The organism is Heterorhizobium halophytocola, from assembly GCF_017873095.1.
Lineage (GTDB): Bacteria > Pseudomonadota > Alphaproteobacteria > Rhizobiales > Rhizobiaceae > Allorhizobium > Allorhizobium halophytocola.
Genome location: NZ_JAGGJU010000003.1, coordinates 33,161 through 56,682 on the forward strand (window position 1 = coordinate 33,161; position 23,522 = coordinate 56,682).

Below are 23,522 nucleotides of genomic sequence, written 5' to 3' on the forward strand. Positions count from 1 at the left end.
CGTCATCACCACTTCGTCTTCTTGTCGAGCTGCAGGATCGCCGTGACTTCGTTGCCGGTCTGGTTGTAGGCGATCCTGTCGAAGATCAGCGTGTTGGCCCGCGAAATGCCACGCCCGCACAGGGCCGAGGCGCGTGACGGGTCGGCGCCCAGATAGGGCCGCCACTTGAACCCGGGCCCCGGGTCCTTGACCGTCAGGATCAGCGCATTGGCCTGCCGGATCATCGTCGCCTCGACCTGGCCCTGCTGGTAGGCGGGGTCGCGGCTGCGGGTCATCAGCGCCTGCTGCCACTGGCCGGTCGCCAGAAACTTGGCCTTGGCCTCCAGCCCGAAGCGCAGCAGGCCGTGTTCGACGGCGTTCTGCACCAGTTCGAAGATTCCCTGGACGATCTTTTCCGGCTGATGGTGCAAGCTTGCCAGGAGGCCGCAGACCGGCTCGGTCTCCTCCGGCCGCGACAGGGTCATGCGCAGGATCTGGACGTTCTGGAAGGCCGCCTGGTTGGTGCCGAGCTTGTCGGCGAGGTCGCGCCGCCGCCCGACCTCCCTCATCGCCGATTCCAGCACCGTGGTGACCAGATGCTGATCCGCCGGCTTGGCCAGATAGTAGAAGGCGCCGGCCTCGATTCCGGCGCTGATATCGTCGGCCGCCGATGCCCCGGTCAACAGAACCACGGGAATCGCCGCGGTCTGCGCATCGCGCTTCAGCCTGCGCGTCAGGGCCAGGCCGTCCATAACCGGCATCATCCGGTCGGTGACGACGAGATCCGCCCGGCCGGGATCTTCGCGCAGCAATGTGTAGGCCTCGGCTCCGTTGACCGCGGTTTCCACTTCGTAGTGCAATGCCTCGAGCATGGATTTCAGCATGGCCAGGCCGACGCGGTCGTCGTCCACCAGCAGGATGCGGCCTGCCGCCCGGGCCTTGGGTGTTTCGGTCGCGACCGGTGCCAGTAATCGCATTATCTCTCTCCGAATGCTGAGCTGAAGGTGCGCTGGAGCGGGGTCAGAAGATATTGCAGGACCGTTTTCTGGCCGGTGATGATGTCGGCCGTCAGGTCCATGCCCGGCAGGATCGGGGCATCCCGGGCTTTCGACAAATGGGTTTCGTCCAGCGCCAGCTTCACCGTGTAGTAGGAACCCTGGCCCTGCTGCTGGAAGGAGGAGGGCGATATTCCGGCGATGCGGGCCGACAACCAGCCATAGCGCGTGAAGTCGTAGGCCGTCAGCTTGACATGCGCCTCCTGGCCGACCTTCAGGTAGCCGATCTGGCTTGCCCGCACCCGGGTTTCGGCGAGGAGCGGCTTGTCGAGCGGCACGATGGTCGCCAGCGCCTGTCCGCCTTCCACGACTTCGCCGCTGCCGCGCACTTCGACGGACTTGACGATGCCGCGGATCGGCGCGGTGACGATCAGGCGCTCCTTGCGGCCGTCCTTCTTGCGGATCGTGCCGTCGAGCGCGGTATAGGCGTTTTCGAGTTCGAGGATGCGCTGCCGGACCTTGGCGCGGAAATTGGCCTGGAAACTGGCTTTCTGCTGCTCGACTTCGGCCAGTCTCTCGATCGCCGCGCCCTGCCGGTTCGTCAGCGTCGCCACGTCGGCCTCCGCCCGGGCACGAAGCCGCCGCCGCTCCGAGACCTGCACATCGGTCGCCACGCCCTTTTTCTGCAGATCGCTGTAGCGCTTCTCCTCGTTGAGGGCATGCTCCACCTCGTCCTGGGCCTGCGCCAGCTGTGCCCGCAGCGCCTCCAGTGCGAAGCCGGCCTGGGAGATCTGGCTGTCGAATTCGCGCCGCTGCGACAGCAGGGTGGCGTGCGACGCCTCATAGGCATTGCGGTTGTCGCCGAGCGCGGCGACATAAAGGGCAGGCACGAAGCTGAAGTCGGGCGCGCGATCTTCCACCAGCGCCCGCTGGGTCTCCAGCTGCGCCAGGAGGTCCGTCTTCTGGTGGTCCAGGGTCTCGCTGTCCTCCAGCGTCGAGGCATCGCGCAGTTCGAACAGTGGCGTACCGGTGTCGACGATGTCCCCGGCGCGCACCAGCACGGAGCGGACGATGCCACCCTCCAGATGCTGGACGGTCTGTTCGAAACCGAGCGGCACCAGCGATCCTGCGGCCACCGCGACTTCGTTCACCCGGGCAAAGGTGGCCCAGACCACGGCCGAAAGCACCGCCATCGATGCGCCGAGCCCCACCGCCTTGGCGAACCGTCCCGGCATGCGCTCGTTGACCAGGGTCGGCATGCCCAGTGTCTGCGTCAGAGTGGTGGTGCCGGGCAGGATATCCGCCCAGAAGCGCTGAAGGTGCTTGACGCGTTTCTTCACAGGGCTCTCTCCATCAGCAGGCTCGGCTGGGTGACGATCGGCACCTTGCCGTAGCGCAGGGCGATCACACGATTGGCCTCGCGCAGGAAATCGGACCGGTGGGACACGAAGAGGATGGTCCGCTTGCCGCGGAATTTGCGGAACAGGCCCTGGATGAATTCGCCGACCTCGCCATCGAGCAACGAGTTGGGGATCTCGTCGATCAGGATCAGCTTGCTGTTGATCATCAGGGCGCGGGCAAAAGCGAACCGGTAGCGGAAGCTGGTCGAAAGCCGCTCCTCGTCCGAACCGGTGATCTGGTAGTCGAGGCCGTTTGGCAGGGCCCGGACCTGTTCGGTCAGGCCGACGGTCTCGATCACGCCGGCGATCTGCGCCGCACTCGCCAGCGGATTGGCATAGGCTAGGTTCTGGCGCAGGGTGCCGGGAAAGATGCGCGGCCGCTGGGGGACGTAGGAGACGCGACGGCGCAGCTCGTGCAGCGGCAGCTGGCGCAGGTCCACGCCATCGATGCGCACGGTGCCGAGCGCGATGTCGACCATGCCGAGCAGCATCTTGAAGACGGTGGTCTTGCCGGTGCCGTTGGCGCCGTAGATGCCGATGATCTCGCCCGGTTCCACCTCCAGGTCGAGGCCGACAAAGACCGGCCGGGTGTCGGCCGCCTTGAAGCCGACATTGACGAGGCTGAGCCGCCCGGTCAGCGGCTCGATATTGTTCCTGTCCCGGCCTTTCCGGCTTTCCAGCGGCAGATCCATCAGCTGGTTGATCTGCCGGAGGCTGCGGCGGACCTGCTCGAAACGCTGCACGGACAGGCAGAGCGTGTGGAACGGCATGAAGATCCGCAGGCCGAGAATGGTCAGCGCCAGCAAGGTCGCACCGCTGATCTCGCCGGCCCAGACGAGCGACGCGCCCTCGGCCATCAGGCCGATCACAGCGACTGTATAGATGATCGACGAGACCGTTTCGGTGATCAGGCCGGTAAACCGCAGTCGCATCTGCGCATTCTGTTCCCGGTCGCAGGCCCGCGAGAGCCGCTCCGACCAGACGTCCTGCATGCCGGCATTGCGGATCAGCTCCAGCTTGTCGAGGGTTTCGATGGCGAGCCGCTGCATCTCCGTGGCCTCGTCGGCGACGATGCTCGTCAGCGTGCTGGTCTTGTACCAGGAAATGGCAAAGACGATGAGGAAGAGCGAGATGCTGCCGGCGACGATCAACAGTTCGGAGAGCGACAGCAGGGCGACTGCGACCAGCGAAAGCATCGACACCGGGATATCGAGCAGCGACGCGAAGGTTGGGCCGCTGACGAAATCGCGAATGCTTTCGAAGGAGCGCAACCGTGCGGCCTGGTTGGTCGGGGCCGCGCGTTCCGAGAGGAAAGGCGAGATCTTCAGGATGCGCGCGAAGGACGAGGTGTTGACCAGATATTCGAGCCGGCTTGCGACCCAGGCAACGATATTGGAGCGCTGGATGATGAACAGCGTTTCGAACAGCACGATCAGCACCAGCCCGACCACGAGATAGGGCAGGGAGGAGAAGGAGGAGAGCCGGATCACCTGGCCGAAAAACAGCGAAATCGCCACCGGCAGCATGATGCCGGTGAGGGCCAGCATGACGCTGGCCAGTGTCGTGGTCCAGCCGAGATGCGGGAAATGCGACAGCATCGCCCGGGCCCAGCTATAGCCCGTGTGTCCGCGGGAGACGTCGGAAAACGGGTTGAGAGCACTGTCATATCCGAATTTCCAGACATTCAGGCCGTTCATGCTGCGGTCGGAAAGGTCGAACGGGCGGATGGATGACTTGCCGTCATAGATCAGTCCGCCATCGCCCGACGGCGACGCAATCAGCAGGAACATCTGGTCGTCGTTCCAGAACAGCGCCGGTTTCTTCAGGACGCTCCAGCGCGCCACGTCGAAGGACTTCTGCGAGGCGTAGAAACCCAGATTGGCCATCGCCGCGATGATGCCTTCCGGCCGCGCCCTGAAACCCTTGTGCGGAACGGCACCGAGAAGGGTCTTGATCGGCAGTTCGTCGTCGCAGGACAGCACCAGCGCGCAGAACATCCGGCTGTGCAGCGCCTCGTTGCCGGCGGCGACGAACAGGGTGGCGATCCGCTCGACGGCCGAAATCCGCTGTTCGAACGCCTGCTGGCGCAGCCGTGCCGTCGGCGTCTTCGCCGTGCCGGTGGCGTCCTGCAGGGCCTGGTGCAGATCGGTCTGCATGCGGATCACGGTGTTCATAGCTTCAGGCTCCGATAGGCGGTGATCCGTCGCTCGTTGCGGGCAAGGTCCTGGCGCAGCCCGTCCTCGGACAGCAGCAGCTGGCGCTGCGCGCCGGCCGTCAGATTGAGGTCATCGGATACCATGACGATCGCCGCCTGGCCCTGGATGCTGGCGATGAACCGCTGCAGACGGGCATAGCCCTGCCGGTCGAGACCGCGATCCACATTGTTCATCAGGATCAGCCGGGGACGGAAGACCAGTGCCCGAAGGATGGCGAGCTGCTGGCAAAGGCCGGTCGGGATGTTCTCGTTGACCGAGCCGGTGACCTTTGTATCCAATCCGCTCGGCAATTCGTTGATCGCGCCCTGCAGGTCCATGATCGCTGCAACGCTCATCGTGTCTTCGATCGAAACCTCTCCGAAGCGGGTGATGTTGTCGCGGATGGTGCCGTTGAACATCAGCGCATCGCTGCTGACATAGGCGACGGCGTGGTTGAGCTGGTCCTGCGGAAAGGCATCGATCGGCGCATCGTCGAGCAGGATCGATCCTGTGGCCGGCTTGATGATCCCGGCCATGATGCGCAGCAATTCGGTCTTGGCCGCATCCGAGCCGCCGGAGATCGCCACCGTCTCGCCGGGAAAAGCCTTGAGGTCGACCCCGGAAAACCGGTTGACCTTGCCTTCCTCCCGGACCTCGAAGGCCAGATCGGAAATGTCGATGCGGCCTTGCCTTGCCGGTTCCGCCATGCGGGTGGCCGGGCGCGTCGGCCGGTGTGCCATGGCCTCGCCGAGCACGGCTTCGGCCTCGCAGACATCGCGCGACTGGATGAAGATGAAGACCGCGCGCTGCAGCGGGGCCATCAGGCGGCCGCCGAGGAGCACGATGGCGGAGACGGCGCCGAGCGTCAGCTCTCCGCGGTTGACCGCATAGGCGCCATAGACCAGCGATGTTGCGATGATCGTCTGGTTGGTGACCAGCACCCCGTTCAGCAGGCGGCTGGAACCACGCGCCGTCTTCAGGCTGGTGATGGCGATGCCGCTTTGGATATGCTCGTAGCGCCTGAGCAGGAAATCCTCGATGCCGAGTGCCTTCAGGGGATGCACGGCCGTCAGGATGCTGAGCAGGAAGCGGTAGCGACGCTCCGCCTGACGGGCGAGCAGCAGCGTGTTCAGCTGCAGGCCCGTGGCGTTCTTGACGGTAACGTAAAGACCGGCGGCCAGGACAAGGCAGATGAGCAGCGCCGCACCAGTTGAGATGTAGAAGATCAGCGTCAGGATGATGGGCAGGAACATCAATTCGGCAACGCCGACCAGATGCTTGCCGCACTGTTTTTCGGCAACCTGGGCAATGCGGCTGAAATAGTCGATGCTGCGGGCCGAGCCGCGGCTGCCGGCGGAATAGTCGCTTCTGACGATCCCTGTCAGAAGCCGCTTCGTCAGATGGCCGGCGACCACCTTGTTGCTTTCAAGCAGAAGGAAGGATCGTGACAGGCGGATCAGGCCTTCGGCGAGGGCGATGACGGTGACGCCCAGGACGACCAGCGGAAGTGTCGGCGAATCCGGCGTCGGCAGGATCCGGTTGAAGATCAGTTGAGCGGCGAGCGGGATGCTGAGGCTCAACACGTTCAGCGCCAAGGTCATCACCAGGAGGCTGACGACCGGCGCCGCAAAGGGCGTTTCCATCGCATATGGCCGGTCGGGACCGCCGCGCCCCGACGCGTGCCGCCATCCCCTGTTAGCCAAAGCCGAATAACCCTCCGCCGAGTTTCGACGACACGACCGCATCGAGAACGCTGTGGCTGCCGGCATCCGCGCTCGGCACCAGGTCGGCTGTCACCGACGGCAAGGTGCTGTCGAGCGACCCCATCGAAGAGCTCGCATCGAGCATCAGCAGATCGTTGAGGCTCAGATTGCCACCATCCAGAATGTCGAGGCCGCTGCCCATCAGATCCAGATTGTCATTGGCCAGCTGCAGGTCATTGGCCGCCCCGTCCAGTTGCAGCAGCGCGCCGTCGAGATCGGCCAGCAGGGCGATATCGAGATCGATATCCGTGCCCAGCAGGTTTTCGACCGGATCGAGCCCGATATCAATATCGGCGATGACGGGATCGAGGATCGGCAGGTCCACGAGAGCATCAATGGTGATGTCGGTGTCGCCATCTTCGGGCGCTGCCGCAAGAGGGTTAGCGTCACCGCCAAGCAGATCGCCGGGTCCACCGAGACCGCCGGTGAGCTCGTCGACCGGGTCCGTGATCGCCGCCGTCAGGTCGCCGGCATCTCCGCTGCCGTCGCCAGCGCCAGGCGCTCCGCCCAGCAGGTCGCCGCCGGAAAGGTCGCCATCGGTGAGGCCTGCAAGATCGACGACGCCGTCGATGTCCACGTCGATATCGGTCCCCAGCAGGTTTTCGACCGGGTCGAGCCCGACATCGATATCGGTGATAATGGGATCGAGGATCGGCAGGTCGACCACGGTGTCGATGGTGATGTCCGTGTCGCCATCCTGATGGGGCGCGCCGCCGAGAAGATCGCCTTCTCCACCAAGGAGATCGCCGAGGCCGCCCGTCAGGTCTTCGGCAACGGCGGTCACCGGTGCGGTGACATCGCCGAGATCGTCGATGACGTCATCGACGAGATCGCTTGCGTCGTTCGTCAGGGCATCGAGATCCGCGACCGCATCGACATCCACGTCGATATCCGTGCCCAGCAGGTTCTCGATCGGGTCGAGCCCGATATCGATGTCGCCAAGGATGGGATCGAGGATCGGCAGGTCCACTACCGTGTCGACGGTGATGTCGCTATCGCCATCCTGATCAGGCGCGCTGCCGAGCAGCCCACCATCGCCGCCGAGCAGATCGCCGTCTCCACCGAGGAGATCGCCGAGGCCGTCCGTCAGGTCTTCGGCAATGGCCGTTACCGGTGCGGTGACATCGCCGAGCTCGTCGATGACGTCATCGACGAGATCGCTGGTGTCGTTTGTCAGGGCATCGAGATCCGCGACCGCATCGATATCCACGTCGATATCGGTGCCCAGCAGGTCTTCGACCGGATCAAGACCGATATCGATGTCGCTAATGACGGGATCGAGGATCGGCAGGTCGACCACGGTGTCGACGGTGATATCGGTATCGCCATCCTGATCGGGCGCGCCGCCGAGCAGCCCACCATCGCCGCCGAGCAGTCCGCCGTTTCCACCGAGGAGATCGCCGAGGCCGCCCGTCAGGTCTTCGGCAATGGCCGTCACCGGTGCGGTGACATCGACGAGATCGTCGATGACGTCATCGACGAGGTCGCTCACGTCGGTCGTCAGGGCATCGAGATCCGCGACCGCATCGATGTCCACGTCGATATCCGTGCCCAGCAGGTTCTCGACGGGATCGAGCCCGACATCGATGTCGCCAATGACTGGATCCAGGATCGGCAGGTCGACCACGGTGTCGACGGTGATGTCGCTATCGCCATCCTGATCGGGCGCGCCGCCGAGTAGCCCGCCGTCGCCGTCGAGAAGATCGCCGAGGCCGCCCGTCAGGTCTTCGGCAATGGCCGTCACCGGTGCGGTGACGTCGCTGAGATCGCCGATGACGTCATCGACGAGGTCGCTCACGTCGGTCGTCAGGGCATCGAGATCCGCGACCGCATCGATATCCACGTCGATATCGGTGCCAAGCAGGTTCTCGATCGGGTCGAGCCCGACATCGATATCGGTGATAATGGGATCGAGGATCGGCAGGTCTACCACGGTATCGATGGTGATATCCGTGTCGCCATCCTGATCGGGCGCGCTGCCGAGAAGGTCGTCCAGATCGTCGACAATATTATCGACAACATCGGTGACGTCATCGATCAGGTCGTCCACGGTATCGGTGACATCATCGACTACGTCGTCGACGGTGTCGGTTACGTCATCCACCGTCTCGGTGACGGTATCCGTGACGTCGTCGGCAAGGTCATCGACGGTATCCGTGACGTCATCGACCAGATCATCGACGGTGTCAGTCACGTCATCCACCGTCTCGGTGACGGTATCCGTGACGTCGTCGGCAAGGTCATCGACGGTATCCGTGACGTCATCGACCAGATCATCGACGGTGTCAGTCACGTCATCCAAAGTCTCGGTGACGGTATCCGTGACGTCGTCGGTCAGGTCATCGACTATATCCGTGACGTCATCGACCACGTCGTCGACGGTGTCGGTGACGGTGTCCGTCACGTTATCGGCAAGGTCGTCGACGGTATCGGTGACATCCTCGACCACGCCGTCCACGGTCTCCGTGACGTCGGTCGGCGTGTCGACGACGTCGTCTACCTCCTCATCGCCAGTCTCCGTTTCGTCGGTCTTATCCTCCACCGTGTCGGTCACGTCGGTGATCGGGGTGGGGCCGGTCTCCGGTTCTGTCGGGCCTTCGGCCGGGTTGTCGCCGTCGGCGTCATTGTCGGTCTCGGGGGCGGCGTTTGGAGTGGCGGGGGGCTGGTCTGCGGTGTTTTGAGACGGCGGGATGACATGCTCGGCCAAAGGCGCCTCAGCCGGGTTGGGCGAAGGGTCAAAAGTCTCCGGGACACTGTTGTCGACGCCCGGTCCGCCGCCGCGTGCGGCAATCCCCTTCGACGCGATATCCGTCTCGGTCACGCCTGTCGGTCCCTGTTCGAACGCGGCCTGCTGCGGTCCGGACGATCCGCTTGGCGTCGAGGTCGTGGCGCTCGACAGGACGGAAGAGCCTTGCGACAAGGGCGAGTCCGCGCGCAGGTCCGACGAATTCAGTTTGTCGACGTCGCTCTGGACGATAGTGCCTTCGTCCGTGCGGGCACCGGCCAGACCGTTGATGGCACTGAATTGATCGATGGCCTCGTAGAGCTTGGCTTCCAGGCCGGAGGATTCGACTTTGTCATCCATGTTTTTTCTCCCTTTAAGGAAAGATAATTCGAATATACAAATGAAACATTAAATGGCAGAATACTAACTAACAATTCAAAGTTGTCTTGCCTGTGCGTCAAATGCCCTGTTGCTAAAGCGAAAACGGTAGAGAAAACCAGGCGAAGTAACTGGATATTCTTTGTTTTATTCGAGATTTCTCGGAGATTGATGCGGTGCCGCTCTGAGCCATACGGGATTGAAAAAAACTGGAGACGCAGGTTGCTCAGGGCCCGGGAAATCGGTGATTCTACCCTCATCGCCAACCGGGTGCCGATGTTGGGGGTGCTTTCATCGGTCCGCGATCACCACCTTGACGCGCACCATTGGAAGGTTGTTTGCTCATAAAATGACGCGCCGGGCCAATTGGGACCACGTTCCTGCCCTAAGGATGGATCGAAGGCGCGGAGATGAGTGCGCCGCTGGCCCGGCCAACACCGCCTCTAGTGACAGGACTGAAGCGTGCCGAATGTCGACGACGAACTGCGGGAGGCCAAACGTCTCCTCGCGCTCAAGAACCTGAACGTCCAGGATGACGCTCCCGAAATGGAGTTCGAGGCCCTGGCCAGGGTCGCGGCCATCGTCTGCGGCACACCGATCTCGCTGATCAGTCTGATCGATCACGAGCGGCAATGGTTCAAGGCCAATATCGGCCTGGAGGGCATCAGCGAGACATCCCGCGAGATCTCGTTTTGTGCGCACACCATCCTCGGCGATCGGCTGGTGGAGGTGCAGGACGCCAGCGAAGATCCGCTGTTTCAGGATAACCCCATGGTGACGGCCGGACCGGAGGTCCGGTTTTACGCCGGCGTCCCGCTTACCCTGACAAGCGGCGACAATGTGGGAACGCTGTGCGTTGTCGGCCGCGAGCCAAAGGCGCTCAGCGCAGACCAGAAGGAGGTGCTGCAACACCTGGCCCATGCCGCGGCCCGCGCGCTGGAAGCCCGCGTGGCGTTCCAGCGCGAGCGGTCGCTGGCGGCGCTGGAATCGCAGTCGAAATCCATTCTCCAGCACAGCCTCGACGCGATCCTGACGATGAACGCCGCCGGCGTGATCGAACAGTGGAATGCGGCCGCCGAAAGCCTGTTCGGCTATACGGCCGAAGAGGCAAGGGGCCAGCCGCTGCAGCTGATTCTCGCAGCGGACCGTCAGGTCGATGAGGCCGATCTTGCAGCCCGGTTGCGCAATGTCGCGGGCATGCGGTCGATGGAGACCGTGCGGCGGCACAAGGATGGTTTCCTGGTTCCGGTCTCCGTGTCGATCGGCCCGGTCGTCTCCGCCGCCGGCGAGACGGTCGGGGCAACCGAGATCATCCGCGACAATACGGAGGCGATCCGGGTGCGTGAGGATCTGATCGAGGCGGAGCAGCGGGTGAGCCGCCTTTACCAGGCCACTCCGGCCATGCTGCACTCCATCGATTCGGCAGGCCGGATCCTGAGCGTCAGCGATCGCTGGCTCCAGGTCATGGGCTATCGGCGCGAGGAGGTGATCGGGAGGCTCTCGTCCAGCTATCTGACGGAGGCATCGCGCGCCTATGCGCTGGCGACGGCGCTGCCGGCCTTCTTCAAGGCCGGCCATTGCGAAAATATCGAATACGAGATGGTGACCAGGTCCGGCGCGGTGATCGACGTGCTTCTGTCCGCCATCCTGGAGCGGGCCGCCGACGGCACGCCGCTGCGCACCATGGCGGTGATCGAGAACATCAGCGACCGGCGCGCCATCGAGCGGGCACTGCGTGACGAGCGGCGGCGGCTCCAGCAGATCATCGAGGGCACGCAGGCCGGCACCTGGGAGTGGAACGTGCAGACCGGCGAGATGCGGATCAACAGCGGTTGGACGGCTGTCGTCGGCTATACGCTGGAAGAGCTGGAGCCGGTCGATCTGCAGACCTGGCAGCAGCGGGTCCATCCCGATGACATCAAGGAAAACTGGAAGCGGCTGGAGGCGCATTTTGCCGGCGAGACCGATTATTACGCCTGCGAGACGCGGCTGCGGCACAAGGACGGCCGCTGGGTCTGGGTTATCGATCGCGGGCGCGTGCTGACATGGACGGATGACGGCAGACCCGAATGGATGTTCGGCACCCATCAGGACATCACCCAGCGCAAGAAGGAAGAGGACGAGCTGCGCAAGAGCCAGGATTTCCTCGACCGCACGGGCCGGATCGCCGGCGTCGGCGGCTGGGAGGTCGACCTGGCCGCGGGTACCGTCGTCTGGTCGGACGAGACCTGCCGCATCCACGGTGTGGCGCCGGGCCACAGGCCGACCACGGAGGAAGCGCTCGGCTTCTACCCGCCCGAGGCGCGCCCGCTGATCGAGGCGGCCATCCGGAAAAGCATGGACACCGGGGCGAACTGGGATCTCGTAACGCCGTTCATCACGAAGAGCGGGCGAAACCTCTGGGTGCGCACCGCCGGTTCGACCCATTTCGAAAACGGCATGTCGGTGCGGATGAGCGGAGCGTTCCAGGACGTGACCGAACAGGTCGAGCAGCGCATTGCGCTCGAAGAGGTCAACGAGCGCATCGCGGTCGCCACCGAGAACGGCCTTGTCGGCATCTGGGACGCCAATCTGGAAACCGGCAAGTCCTTCTATTCCGACATCTGGTGCAGGCTGATCGGCTATACGCGGGACGAGCTGTCCGATTCGGGCATGCAATGGCTGGAATTCGTCCATCCCGATGACCGGCAGCGCGCGCAAAATGCCGACATCGCCCATGTGCGCGGCGAGACACCCTATTTCGAAGAACAGTTCCGCATGCGCCACAAGGATGGCCACTGGGTCTGGATTCTCGACCGTGGCCGGGTAACGGCGCGCAACGCGGCCGGTGAACCGACCCGCATGATCGGCACGCATACCGACATCACCCGCCAGAAGCAGGCCGAGGAGGAGCGGCTGTTGATGGGCGAGCGCATGGCGATCGCCACCGACAGCGGCGGCATCGGCATCTGGGACGTGGGGATCGCCGACCGGGTCATGCGCTGGGATGCCTGGATGTACAGGCTCTACGGCTTGCCGGAACGGGCAGGGCTGCCGGTGCGCGACCTCTGGCGCCGGGCGCTTCTTCCGGAAGACCGGCAGCGCATGGAGACGGCCGTTCTCGACGCGATCGGCAAGAGCCGGCAGCTCGACGAGGAATTCCGCATCGTCTGGCCGGACCGTTCGATCCATCACATCCGCGTTTCGGCCAAGGTCGTGACGGACCAGGCCGAGGGACCGGGCCGCCTGATCGGGGCTGCCTGGGACGTCACCGAGCAGCGCCGGATGGCGATCGAACTCGCCGAGCAGCATGAATTGATGCGGGTGACGCTGCATTCGATCGGCGACGCCGTCATCACCACGAACGCCGAGGGGATCGTGCAGTGGCTGAACCCGGTCGCCGAGCGGATGACCGGCTGGACGGCGCAGGAGGCCAAGGGCCAGCCGTCAAGCGCGGTCTTCCATATCGTCGAGGAGGAGAGCCGCGCACCCGCCGCCGATCCGATCCGCGCCTGTCTCGATCTCGGCGAAGTCGTCGGGCTTGCCGAGGATACCCTGCTGATCTCCCGCGACGGCGGCGAATTCGGCATCGAGGATTCGGCAGCTCCGATCCGCAATGCGAGTGGCCGGATCCTGGGTGTCGTGCTGGTCTTCCACGATGTCAGCGAGCAGCGGCGCCTGTCGCGCGAAATGTCCTACCGCGCCAGCCACGATCCGCTGACCGGGCTGATCAACCGGCTGGAATTCGACCGCCGCCTGAACCGGATCTTCGAAAAGGCCAAGCTCGAGCGCAGCCGCAGCGCGCTGCTCTACATCGACCTCGACCAGTTCAAGATCGTCAACGACACCTGCGGCCATTCGGTCGGCGATACCCTGCTGAAACAGGTCAGCGGACTGATGGCCGACAGCATCCGCTCGGGCGACATCCTGGCGCGGCTCGGCGGCGACGAATTTGCCGTCATTCTCGATCATTGCCCGATCGAGATGGCAGAGCGGATCGCCCAGAAGATCTGCGACCGGATGGCCGACTTCCATTTCGTCCACGCGGATAAGGCGTTCCGCGTCGGCACCAGCATCGGGCTTGTGCCGATCGACGCGGACTCGCTGAGTGTGGCGGCTGTTTTGCAGGCGGCGGACGCCTCCTGCTATCTGGCCAAGAATGCCGGGCGCAACCGGGTCCATCTCTGGGTCGACAGCGACGAGGTGATCGAGACGCGCTCGGGCGAAACACGCTGGGCCTCGCGCATCGAGCAGGCGCTGCGCGACGACCGCTTCGCGCTGACCGTGCAGCCGATCGTGCCGCTGGGCCAGACGGCGACCGGCCGGCAACAGGAGATTATCGTCAACATGGTGGACGAGGATGGGACGGCTGTCGCACCGCTCGCCTTCCTGCCCCATGCGCGGCGCTTCAATCTTGCGACCCGCATCGACCGCTGGCAGCTGGCGCATGTGCTCGAATGGATGGCCGCCAACGAGACGGCCGGCGACAGCGGCCGGATATGCGTCAGTCTGTCCGGCCAGTCGCTCGGCGATCGCGCCTTCCACAAGTTTGTCGCCGACAGTCTGGAAACCGCGGGCGAGGCCGTCTGCCGGCGCCTCTGCTTCGAGATCGGCGAAAGTGCTGCGATCGCCAACATGGCCGATGCCCCGGCCTTCATCGCCAGCGCGCGGGGCCGCGGCGTTGCGGTTGCCATCGACGATTTCGTCGGCGGCGCCTCTTCGTTCGGATATCTGAAGCGCTTCCCCGTCGATTATCTGCGCATCGATGCACAGTTCATTCGCGGCCTTCTCGATGATCCGCTCAGTGAAGCGACGGTCAAATGCTTCGTCGAGGTCGCGGGCATCCTTGGGCTGAAGACGATCGCCAAGCAGGTGCCGGACGCCACCACGGCCGACCGGCTGCGGGCGCACGGCGTCGATTTCGGGCAGGGCGATCCGCTCGGAAAGCCGGTGCCGCTGGCGACCATCGGCTAACCGCGGTCAAAGGCTCAGCGGCGCACGGCTGCCGTCGATTGCCGCTCGACGATATGGCAGGCAAGTTCGATCCGGCGCGCCGGGCCGGACATGTTGCCGAGGGTGTCGAACAGCAGGTCGAGCGCGGCGCCGCCGATTTCCTGCATCGGGACATGGATGGAGGTCAGCGGCGGATTGCAGAAGGCCGCCTGCGGCAGGTCGTCGATACCGAGCACCGAAACGTCCTGCGGGACCGCATGACCGGCCTGCTGCAACCCGATCAGCGCGCCGGCGGCCAGGCTTTCGCCGGCCGTCAGCAAGGCGGTGAAGTCGAGGCCGCGCTCGCCGAGCCGCGCGGCAATCGCCTGCGTTGCCAGGTCCGGCAGCCAGTCCTCCACCTCGACGACGAGATCATCGATATCGGCGTGGCCGCGCACGATCATCGCGTCGCGCCAGCCCTCGTAGCGTCGCTCGATCGTGCGCCGGCCGCGATGCATCAGAAAGAGGATCCGGTGATGGCCGAGGCGCTGCAGATATTCGGTGCCCATCCGGGCCGCCGAGCGATTGCAGGGGGTGACGCTTGACAGCCGCATCAACGGATCGTCGCCGTTGACCAGCACAACCGGCTTGGAGAAATTGCGGGTCAGCGCCAGCACGTCCTCGTCGTCGAGCGTCAGGAACAGGAAGCCCGCGACGCTGTCGTCTTCAAGTGCTGCCTGCAGCGCGCCAATGTCGCCCGTGCCGCTCGCCAGCGGCTGGGTGATGATCTCGACGCCGAGCGTCTCGGCGCGCTGGTGCAGGCCGTGCAGCACCTGCGCGGTAAACTGGTTGCGGACATAGTCGATCATGGCCGCGCCGCTGGCCGCAAGGATCGCCTTCTTTCCCGCGACGGCCCGCGGCACGACATAGTTCAGCGCCTTCGCCGTCTCCAGCACCTGCGCGCGGATATCCGGGCGCACGCCCTTTTCGCCCGCCAGCGCCCGGGATGCCGTACTCAGCGACACGCCGCAGCGTTCGGCCACATCCTCCAGCCGGATCTTTCGGCTCGGCTTGCCCTTCTTGCCTGTCACGCGGCCACCTTTCCTGTGTTTGAACCCCAAACTGCAAGAAATTTTCACATTGCGCAAGTTGAATTGCTGTGCCACCAATCGTCGCAAGCCGCCGGTATCCTGGCGATCCGGCGGCACGCAACTTGGGAGGAGATGCGACATGCTGCCAGATGGACGCGCCCTGCGTGAGCGCCTGAAGCCGCTCGTCGCCGGCATGACGAACCTGCGTCATGACGGCGCCTATGACGAGCCCAATCTGGATGGGACGCCCGGCGACTACATCAGCTTCAATTCCTGGGAATGGCCCCAGGGCGTCGGCCTTTACGGACTGGTGCAGCTGTGGCGCGAGACCGGCGATGCAAGCCTGAAGGCGCTGCTGGAAAACTGGTATGCCGAGCGCATTTCCGCCGGACTTCCGGAACTCAACATCAACACCACAGCGCCGATGCTGGCACTCTCGCTCCTGTGGCGCGAGACGAGGGATCCGCGCTGGGTCCCGGTGATGAACGACTGGGCGGACCGCGTGCTCGCCATGCCGCGCACGGCCGAGGGCGGCCTGCCGCATATCGTCTCCGACAAGGTCAACGACCAGGAACTGTGGGACGACACGCTCGTCATGGTCGGTCTCTTTCTGGCATCCTTCGGCCAGGCCAGCGGTCGCCGCGAACTGGTCGACGAGGCCTGCCACCAGTTCCTGCTGCACACCCGTTATCTCGCCGATCCGAAATCCGGCCTCTGGTATCACGGCTGGACCTTTGACGGCCGGCACAATTTCGCCCGCGCGCTCTGGGGTCGCGGCAATGCCTGGATCACGCTCGGCATTCTCGATCTCTTTGAGCTTGCCGATATTCCAGCCGCGGTGCGCACCTTCCTGCGCGGCGTGCTGGAAGCCCAGATCGACACGCTGCTGAAGCTGCAGGCGCCGTCCGGGGCCTGGCACACGCTGCTCGACGACCCCTCGTCCTATGAGGAGATTTCCGCGACCGCCGGTTTCGGCTACGGCCTGCTGAAGGCGGCGCGGCTTGGCGTCGGGCCTGCGGGCTGCCGCGCGGCGGGGCTTCGCGCCCTGAATGTGGTGCTTGCCAATATCGATGACAGCGGCACGGTCGACAATGTCTCCTATGGCACGCGGATGGGCGACAGCCTGCAATTCTACCGCGACATCCCGATCCAGCCGACCGGCTACGGCCAGGCGCTGGCGATCCTCTGCCTCGTCGAGGGGCTGAAGCATGTGGATGGCGCAAGCGAGGTGGCGGCATGAGCATGCGCGTACTCTACGGCGTCTCGCCGAACGACATTCCCGCTTTTGACACGAAACGCCTGCGCGCGGAGTTTCTCGTCGAGGGGCTCTATTCACCGGGCAAGATCGAGTTTGCCTATACCCATGTCGACCGGATGATCGTCGGGGCTGCCTGCCCGGCGGCAGAACCGCTCGTCTTCGGCGACGGTGTGGATGTCGGCACGCCGCTGTTTTTCACCGCGCGTGAAATGGGCATCGCCAATCTGGGCGCGCCCGGCCGCATCACCGTCGACGGCGAAAGCTTCGCGCTGGCCAATCGCGACATCCTTTATGTCGGGCGCGGGGCAGGGAAGGTGACGCTCGAAAGCGACGACCCGGCCGATCCCGCCCGTTTCTACATGAATTCGGTGCCGGCCGGCCGCGACATCCCCCACCGGCTGATCCGCCAGGCGGAGTCCAAGCCGCTCGATCTCGGCGAGGATGCCCGTGCCAACAAGCGCCGCCTGCGAATGTATATCCATCCCGAGGTTTCCCCCTCCTGCCTGCTTCTGATGGGGATCACCGACCTGGCGCCCGGCAGCATCTGGAACACCATGCCGCCGCATCTGCACGAGCGGCGGATGGAAGCCTATTGCTATTTCGATCTCGACGTCGCCGATCGCGTCGTCCACCTGATGGGCCGGCCGGACGAGACGCGCAGCCTGATCGTTGCCAATGGCGACGTTGTGCTGTCGCCGGCCTGGTCGATCCACATGGGCGCCGGCACCGGCCCCTACGCCTTCGTCTGGGGCATGACCGGCGAAAACCAGGCCTATACCGATGTCGATCCAGTTTCCGTGGCGGACCTGAAATGACCATAGCGATGACCATGACCCAAGATACCCAGTTCCTCTGCCGGCCGCTGGTGCCGGACATGCCGATCACCTACTGGCAGCTCGGCGCGACCGCCAACGCGCGCTATGACGTGCCGGACCAGCCGATGAAGGGAGAGATGGATCCCTTCTTCTTCATGACCAAGCACAAGAACTTCATCCCGCACGAATATCCCTGCCGCACCGCCTTTGCCGAAGAGCGACGCGGCAAGCGCCCGGACGTGCAGGGTGCTTTCGCGCTGTCACGCTTCTGGCTGCCCTTCGGCTCGCCGCGTGTCGATCTCTCCGGCTTCTGGTTCCGCCCGACGGTGATCGGCACCTGGGCGCGCACCATGATCCTGTCCGGGGCCGCCGGAAAGGCAAGGCTGAGGCTCGGCACCTGCGGCGGCGCGGTCCTGTTCGTCAATGGCCGCGAAATCGGCTGGATGGCCGATTACGTCCGCAATCTGGAGGCGAAGCAGGAGTTCGAGGTCGATCTGCAGGCCGGCGAAAACGAGATCGCGATCTTCTTCGACGACCTTGCCGAACGCGATGCGCGCTATTTCTTCCAGCTGGACTATCTCAGCGGTCCTTCCGCCGAACAGGCTTTGCCGGTTTCGATCAAGGACGACATCGCTGCGGAGATCGAGGCGGCGCTCGACGACATGCATTTCGAGCGGCCGGCCTATCGCTCCGGCGAGGTGGCGCTGGTCACGCTTGCGCCGCTGTCGGTTGCCGCCACCGCGCATGTCACGATTGCCGGTGATTTCATGTCGCGCGAGGAGCCGATGCGGGTCGAGGTGGCGCTCGGCGCCGGCAAGGACCGCATCGCCATCGGCGACACCGGCACCCTGCCGCCGGACTTCCGCCATTTCCATGTCGATCTGACCGTCGGCGACTTCACCGCAAGCCGCGTCTTCGGCGTCGAGATCTGCCATGCCAAGCGGCAGGGGCAGGCGCCCGCCAGCCTGGCGGACCGCATCAGGGCGACGCTCGACGAAGTCTCGCATTATGGCGAACCGGACAATGTCACCGCCCTAGCACGCCTTGCCTCCGGTCGCAGCGGGCCCGAGACAGACCGGATGATCGCCGACACGCTGCCGACGATCCTCGACTGTCATGACTGCGCCGATTTTGCCTTGGTGCCGCTGCTCTGGTGCCGCACCGCCTATGCCACCAGCATTGCCCCTGAGATCGTTGCCCGCATCGACGAGACGATCCTTGCCTATCGCTACTGGATGGACGAGCCCGGCAATGACGTGCAGTGGTATTTTTCCGAAAACCATGCGCTGCTGTTCCACACGGCTGCCTATCTTGCCGGCGCCCTGCTGCCGGAGGCCCGTTTTCAGCGCTCCGGTCGTATCGGACGCGAACAGTCGGCCGTCGGGCTGTCCCGGGTCCGCGCCTGGCTCGATCACTTCGAGCAATGGGAAATGGCGGAATTCAACTCCGCCCCCTATTTCCCCATCGACCTCAAGGGCCTGACGGCGCTCTATGCGCTAGCGCCCGATGCGGATGTGCGTGACCGTGCCGGCAGGGCAATCCTGCGGCTGGTCACCATCGTTGCCCGTTCGGCCCATCACGGCATCCTCACCGGTGCGCAGGGCCGCTCCTACGAGCATACGCTGCGTGCCGCAGGCTCGCTCGAACTCTCGGGCATCGCCCGGCTGATCTGGGGCACGGGCAATTACGGTCGGCGGGTGCATGCGCTGCCGCAGATGGCGATCTGCCTGCGTGACCATGGTCTTGAAATCCTGGAAAACCTGGGCCCGATGGCCGACTGGCAGGGCGAGGGCGCGCAGGAATGGGTCTTTGCCCAGGGGCAGGACCGGGTGGCGCGGCTCTATCACTACAAGACCCGCGACTATGCAATCGGCACGGCCGCGCATTATCGCTGGAACGAATGGGGCTATCAGGAGACCGTGCTGCATGTCCGGCTGGGTCCCAAGGCCGATGCGCAGGTCTGGATCAACCACCCCGGCGAGACCATCCATTCCGGCTACGGTCGTCCCTCCTATTGGGGCGGGTCCGGCAGCCTGCCAAGGCTCTGGCATTACCGCGATCTGGCGGTCATGATGTTCGAGGCGGCGCCCGAGCAGCCCGGCTTCACCCATGCCTGGTTCCCGTGCGCGGTATTCGACAGTTCGACGGTCGCCGGAGAGGTCGCGACGGCCCGGGCGGGCGACGGGCTGCTGCTGCTGAAGGGCAGTTCCGCGCTCCAGGCGGTGGATGCCGGTCCGACCAGCGGCAACGAACTGCGCCTGCCGGGTCACAGGGGCACCTGGATCGTTCGGCTCGGAGGCAGTGGCCGGCACGGCACGGAGGCTGAATTTGCCAACCGTTTCCGCAGCCTTGCCCTACGCGACGGCGAGGGGGACGATCTGATCGTCGACGATCCGGAATACGGGCCGGTCACACTGCATGCCGACGGTCGCATTTCCGCCGAGGGGCGGGTGCTGGATCCGGCCGCATGGAGCGTCGAGGGCGAGGCCAGAGAGTTCGAGACCGGACCCTTGTCGTCCGGCCGGTAGAAAATGCGGTAGCGGCCGGGAAGGAGGGCCGTTGCCGGATGCAACCGACGGAAAAACCGTCCATCGAAGGAGGAGACGATGTTGAAGAAGAAGGCAATTTTCGCAGCCGCCGGTCTGGCGCTGCTATCGACCACGGCCTGGGCCGGCAATGTGCGGATCATGTGGTATTCGGACGGCGTCGAAGGCGAGGTGTTCAAGGACCTCATCAGCCGGTTCGAGAAGGACAATCCGGATATCCACGTCACCGTCGACGAGGTGGCCTATTCGACGATCAAGGAACAGCTGCCGGTGCAGCTGGCCGCCGGCCAGGGCCCGGACATCGCCCGCGTCACCAATCTGAAATCGCTGTCGCAATACTGGCTGGATCTCACGCCCTACCTGAAGGACGTCGACTTCTGGAAGAAAAACTACGGCGACCAGCTCGACTGGATGCGTCCTGACGGCACCGACATCATTCCGGGCTTCATGACCCAGATCACCCTGACCGGCGGCTTTGCCAACAAGACGCTGTTCGAACAGGCCGGCGTCGCGCTGCCCGGCAAGGATGCCACCTGGGACGACTGGGTCAAGGCGGCCAAGCAGGTGGCCGACAGCCAGCAGATTCCCTATCCGTTCGCCATCGACCGCTCCGGCCACCGCATCACCGGTCCGGCGATCTCCTATGGCGCCAATTATATCGGCGCGGACGGCAAGCCGGCACCGCTCGATGACGGGGCCAAGAAATACATCTCCGAACTGGTGACCTGGACCAAGGACGGCGTCGCTGAAAAGGATGTCTGGGTCTCGGCCGCCGGCACGACCTACCGCGCCGCTGCCGACGATTTCATCAATGCCCAGGTCGCGCTCTACTATGCCGGCTCCTGGCAGATCCCCAACTTCATGACCAAGATCGGCACCGATTTCGACTGGGTGGCGATCGGCAGCCCCTGCGGTCCGGCCGCCTGCACCGGCATGCCGGGCGGTGCCGGCCTCGTCGCGATGAAGTCGACGAAGAATCCCGAGGACGTGGCCAAGGTGATGGATTATCTCGCCTCGACCCCGATCGCCAAGGAGTTTGCCGAGCGGACGCTGTTCCTGCCCTCCAACAAGGAGGTGATCGACGGCGGGCTTGACTACAAGACCGACAATCCGCTGGCCAAGGCGGCGCTCGACACCTTCGTCGAGGCCTCCAAGACGACGGCGCCCGAAGCGCAGAAACTGCCCGGCTGGGGCTGGTCCGACACCTATTACGGGGCGCTCGTCAGCCGCATCAGCCAGGTCATGGCCGGCGAGATGAGCCTGGAGGATGCCTACACGCGCATCGATCAGGACATCGCCGAAAAGGTCAAGCAAGCACAATAGGCCGTCACCCAAGCGGCCAGGCCGGTGCGCATCAGCGCATCGGCCCCTGGAGACGATATCAATGGCGAACGAAAAGACAGGCATCCGCTCCATGGCCGGCGCGCTGGTCCTTGGCGCTGTCGGCAAGGTCATGGGGCTGATCGACATCCCGTTGCGGGCGCTGCAGAAGATCGGCGGCCAGGGCGGCATGGCGGCCTTTTTCCTGCTGCCCAACATGGCCGTCTTCCTGGTCTTCGTGCTGATCCCCTTCGTCATCAACTTCATCTATTCGATGACCGGCGGCGCACAGATCTTCCTCGACAAGCGCCCCTTTGTCGGGCTCGATCAGTACCGGCAGATCTTTTCCTGCACCAATTATCTCGACCCCAACAGCTGCATCCAGGACGGCTTCTGGACGGCTGCGGGCAATACCGCGCTGTTCGTCGTCATCCAGGTTGCGCTGATGATCGTCGTGTCGCTGATCACCGCCGTCATCCTCAACCGCGAAATCATCGGCCGCAGCTTCTGGCGCGCCGTCTTCTTCTTTCCCGTGCTTTTGTCGCCGGTCGTCGTCGGGCTGATCTGGCGCTGGATATTGCAGCGCCAGGGCCTGCTGAACTACATCACCTACGAGCTGTTCGGCGCCGAGCAGTTCAACTGGCTGACGGACCGCACAACGGCATTTGCCGCAACCATCGGGGTTTCGATCTGGGCCCATATGGGGTTCTACACGCTGATTCTGCTGGCCGGCCTGCAGGCGATCCCCAAGGATCTCTATGAGGCCGCCGAGATGGACGGAACCTCGCATGGCCGGGTGTTCTGGCGCATCACGCTGCCGCTGTTGATGCCCAACCTGATCGTCGTCCTGGTGCTGGCCCTGATCCGCGCCGTGCAGGTGTTCGACGAGGTCTTCGTGCTGACCGGCGGCGGCCCGGGCACCAGCACCATGTATCTGATCCAGTATATCTACGAGAAGGGCTTCGCCTCCGAACTGCGCGATCCCGGTCTGGCGGCGGCCGCCTCGATCCTGATGGGCGCCGTGCTCGTGGTCCTTACCCTGATGCAGATGGCGGCCTCGCGCCGCAACGAGAAGAAGGGGGAACGCTGATGACCCGCATCGTCGCATTCATCACCCGCAGGCGTGGCGGCGACCGCTGGCACTGGACCGATGTCGCCACCTGGGTCTGGCTGATCGGCGGCCTGATCATCATGTTCGGTCCGGCGCTCTGGCTCACCCTGTCCTCGTTCAAGTCGCCGGCAGCGCTTGCCAAGTTCCCGCCCACCATCCTGCCCTATGTCACCCAGGAGGTGAAGGTCGACGGCTTCGACAAGCCGCTGCCGCTGTTCGAGGTGACCTTGCCCGATGGCAGCTCGGCCAAGCTTGCGGAAAAGCGCCGCATCGGCATCATCGCCCAGATGATCGATCCGAAGGACCCGTCCAAGGTCTACAAGGTCAACATCAACGACCGCACCCCGGTCGACATGGTGGATTTCGCCACCTCGAACTACACCGAGCCCTTCGTTCAGTTCGACTTCCTGCGTTATCTCTGGAATTCCGTCTTCGTCACGGTGACGGCGACGTTGATCACGCTGGCGATCAACTCGATGGCGGCGTTTGCGCTGTCGAAATACCAGTTCCGGGCCAAGAACCTGATCCTGCTGATCATCGTCGGCACGCTGATGGTGCCGCTGGGTGTGATCATGGTGCCGCTCTATTCGATCGTTTCCTCGCTCGGACTGTTCAACAGTCTGTGGGGCGTCATCCTGCCGACGGTCGCCACGCCGACCGGCGTCTTTCTGCTCCGGCAATACATGCTGACGATCCCGGACGAACTGATCGACGCGGCGCGCATGGACAAGGCGTCCGAATGGCAGATCTACTGGCGCATCGTCCTGCCGCTCGCCGCACCCGCGCTTGCGGTGCTGGCGATCTTCTCGGTGGTCTGGCGTTGGAACGACTTCCTCTGGCCGCTGATCGTGCTCAGCCGGTCATCGCTCTACACCCTGCAGGTCGGGCTCAACGTCTATGCCGGCCAGCTCAACGTGCAGTGGCAATACATTCTCGCCATGACGGTCGTGACCATGATCCCGGTGATCCTCGTCTTCGTCTTCCTGCAGCGGTTTATTACCCGGGGCATCGCCACCTCGGGCTTGAAGTAAGGAG

The 23,522-nt window shown here is 64.3% G+C and carries 13 protein-coding genes; 7 read left to right on the forward strand and 6 right to left on the reverse strand.

The annotated features are described in order from the left end of the window. Positions 1-5: 5 nt before the first annotated feature. The 5 genes from J2Z17_RS05670 to J2Z17_RS05690 are packed head-to-tail and all read right to left on the reverse strand — an operon-like array spanning position 6 to position 9,417. Positions 6-956 (reverse strand): response regulator, encoded by a 951-nt coding sequence (locus tag J2Z17_RS05670; RefSeq protein ID WP_209943069.1) that lies wholly within the window; start codon positions 954-956, stop codon positions 6-8. Then, the gene (locus tag J2Z17_RS05675) at positions 956-2,314 is read right to left on the reverse strand and encodes an HlyD family type I secretion periplasmic adaptor subunit (RefSeq protein WP_209943071.1); all 1,359 of its coding nucleotides are present in this window, start codon (positions 2,312-2,314) and stop codon (positions 956-958) included. The genes J2Z17_RS05670 and J2Z17_RS05675 overlap by 1 nt, the downstream gene beginning before the upstream one ends. Then, positions 2,311-4,548: a peptidase domain-containing ABC transporter gene (locus tag J2Z17_RS05680; RefSeq protein WP_209943073.1), complete on the reverse strand. Its 2,238-nt coding sequence runs from the start codon at positions 4,546-4,548 to the stop codon at positions 2,311-2,313. Before J2Z17_RS05680 ends, J2Z17_RS05675 begins: the two co-directional genes overlap by 4 nt. Beyond that, the gene (locus J2Z17_RS05685; RefSeq protein ID WP_209943075.1) at positions 4,545-6,212 is read right to left on the reverse strand and encodes an ATP-binding cassette domain-containing protein; all 1,668 of its coding nucleotides are present in this window, start codon (positions 6,210-6,212) and stop codon (positions 4,545-4,547) included. Before J2Z17_RS05685 ends, J2Z17_RS05680 begins: the two co-directional genes overlap by 4 nt. A 52-nt stretch (positions 6,213-6,264) precedes the next feature. Beyond that, positions 6,265-9,417, reverse strand: coding sequence for a prolipoprotein diacylglyceryl transferase (locus tag J2Z17_RS05690; protein ID WP_209943076.1), 3,153 nt, complete (start codon positions 9,415-9,417; stop codon positions 6,265-6,267). A 480-nt stretch (positions 9,418-9,897) separates the two neighbouring features. Here J2Z17_RS05690 and J2Z17_RS05695 point away from each other — a divergent pair, with 480 nt between their 5' ends. After that, positions 9,898-14,388, forward strand: coding sequence for a PAS domain-containing protein (locus J2Z17_RS05695; protein ID WP_209943077.1), 4,491 nt, complete (start codon positions 9,898-9,900; stop codon positions 14,386-14,388). A 14-nt stretch (positions 14,389-14,402) separates the two neighbouring features. On the opposite strand, the gene J2Z17_RS05700 is transcribed toward J2Z17_RS05695, so the two are convergent. Beyond that, positions 14,403-15,437: a LacI family DNA-binding transcriptional regulator gene (locus J2Z17_RS05700; protein ID WP_342454377.1), complete on the reverse strand. Its 1,035-nt coding sequence runs from the start codon at positions 15,435-15,437 to the stop codon at positions 14,403-14,405. A 139-nt stretch (positions 15,438-15,576) separates the two neighbouring features. Between J2Z17_RS05700 and bglB the strand changes: the two genes are divergently transcribed. The 6 genes from bglB (at position 15,577) to J2Z17_RS05730 (ending at position 23,518) form a co-directional block, all read left to right on the forward strand. Beyond that, entirely contained in the window at positions 15,577-16,677 is a 1,101-nt protein-coding gene (gene bglB, locus J2Z17_RS05705; protein ID WP_209943079.1) for a beta-galactosidase BglB, read from the forward strand. Next, entirely contained in the window at positions 16,674-17,510 is an 837-nt protein-coding gene (gene kduI, locus J2Z17_RS05710) for a 5-dehydro-4-deoxy-D-glucuronate isomerase (RefSeq protein ID WP_209943080.1), read from the forward strand. The genes bglB and kduI overlap by 4 nt, the downstream gene beginning before the upstream one ends. A gap of 14 nt (positions 17,511-17,524) precedes the next feature. Next, a complete protein-coding gene (locus J2Z17_RS05715) occupies positions 17,525-20,038 on the forward strand; it encodes a hypothetical protein (protein WP_209943745.1) in 2,514 nt (837 codons plus the stop codon). A 78-nt stretch (positions 20,039-20,116) separates the two neighbouring features. Then, complete coding sequence (locus J2Z17_RS05720) at positions 20,117-21,379, forward strand: ABC transporter substrate-binding protein (protein WP_209943081.1); 1,263 nt, start codon at positions 20,117-20,119, stop codon at positions 21,377-21,379. Positions 21,380-21,470: 91 nt separating this feature from the next. Then, complete coding sequence (locus J2Z17_RS05725; protein WP_209943746.1) at positions 21,471-22,466, forward strand: carbohydrate ABC transporter permease; 996 nt, start codon at positions 21,471-21,473, stop codon at positions 22,464-22,466. After that, complete coding sequence (locus tag J2Z17_RS05730) at positions 22,466-23,518, forward strand: carbohydrate ABC transporter permease (RefSeq protein WP_209943082.1); 1,053 nt, start codon at positions 22,466-22,468, stop codon at positions 23,516-23,518. The genes J2Z17_RS05725 and J2Z17_RS05730 overlap by 1 nt, the downstream gene beginning before the upstream one ends. Positions 23,519-23,522 lie beyond the last annotated feature (4 nt).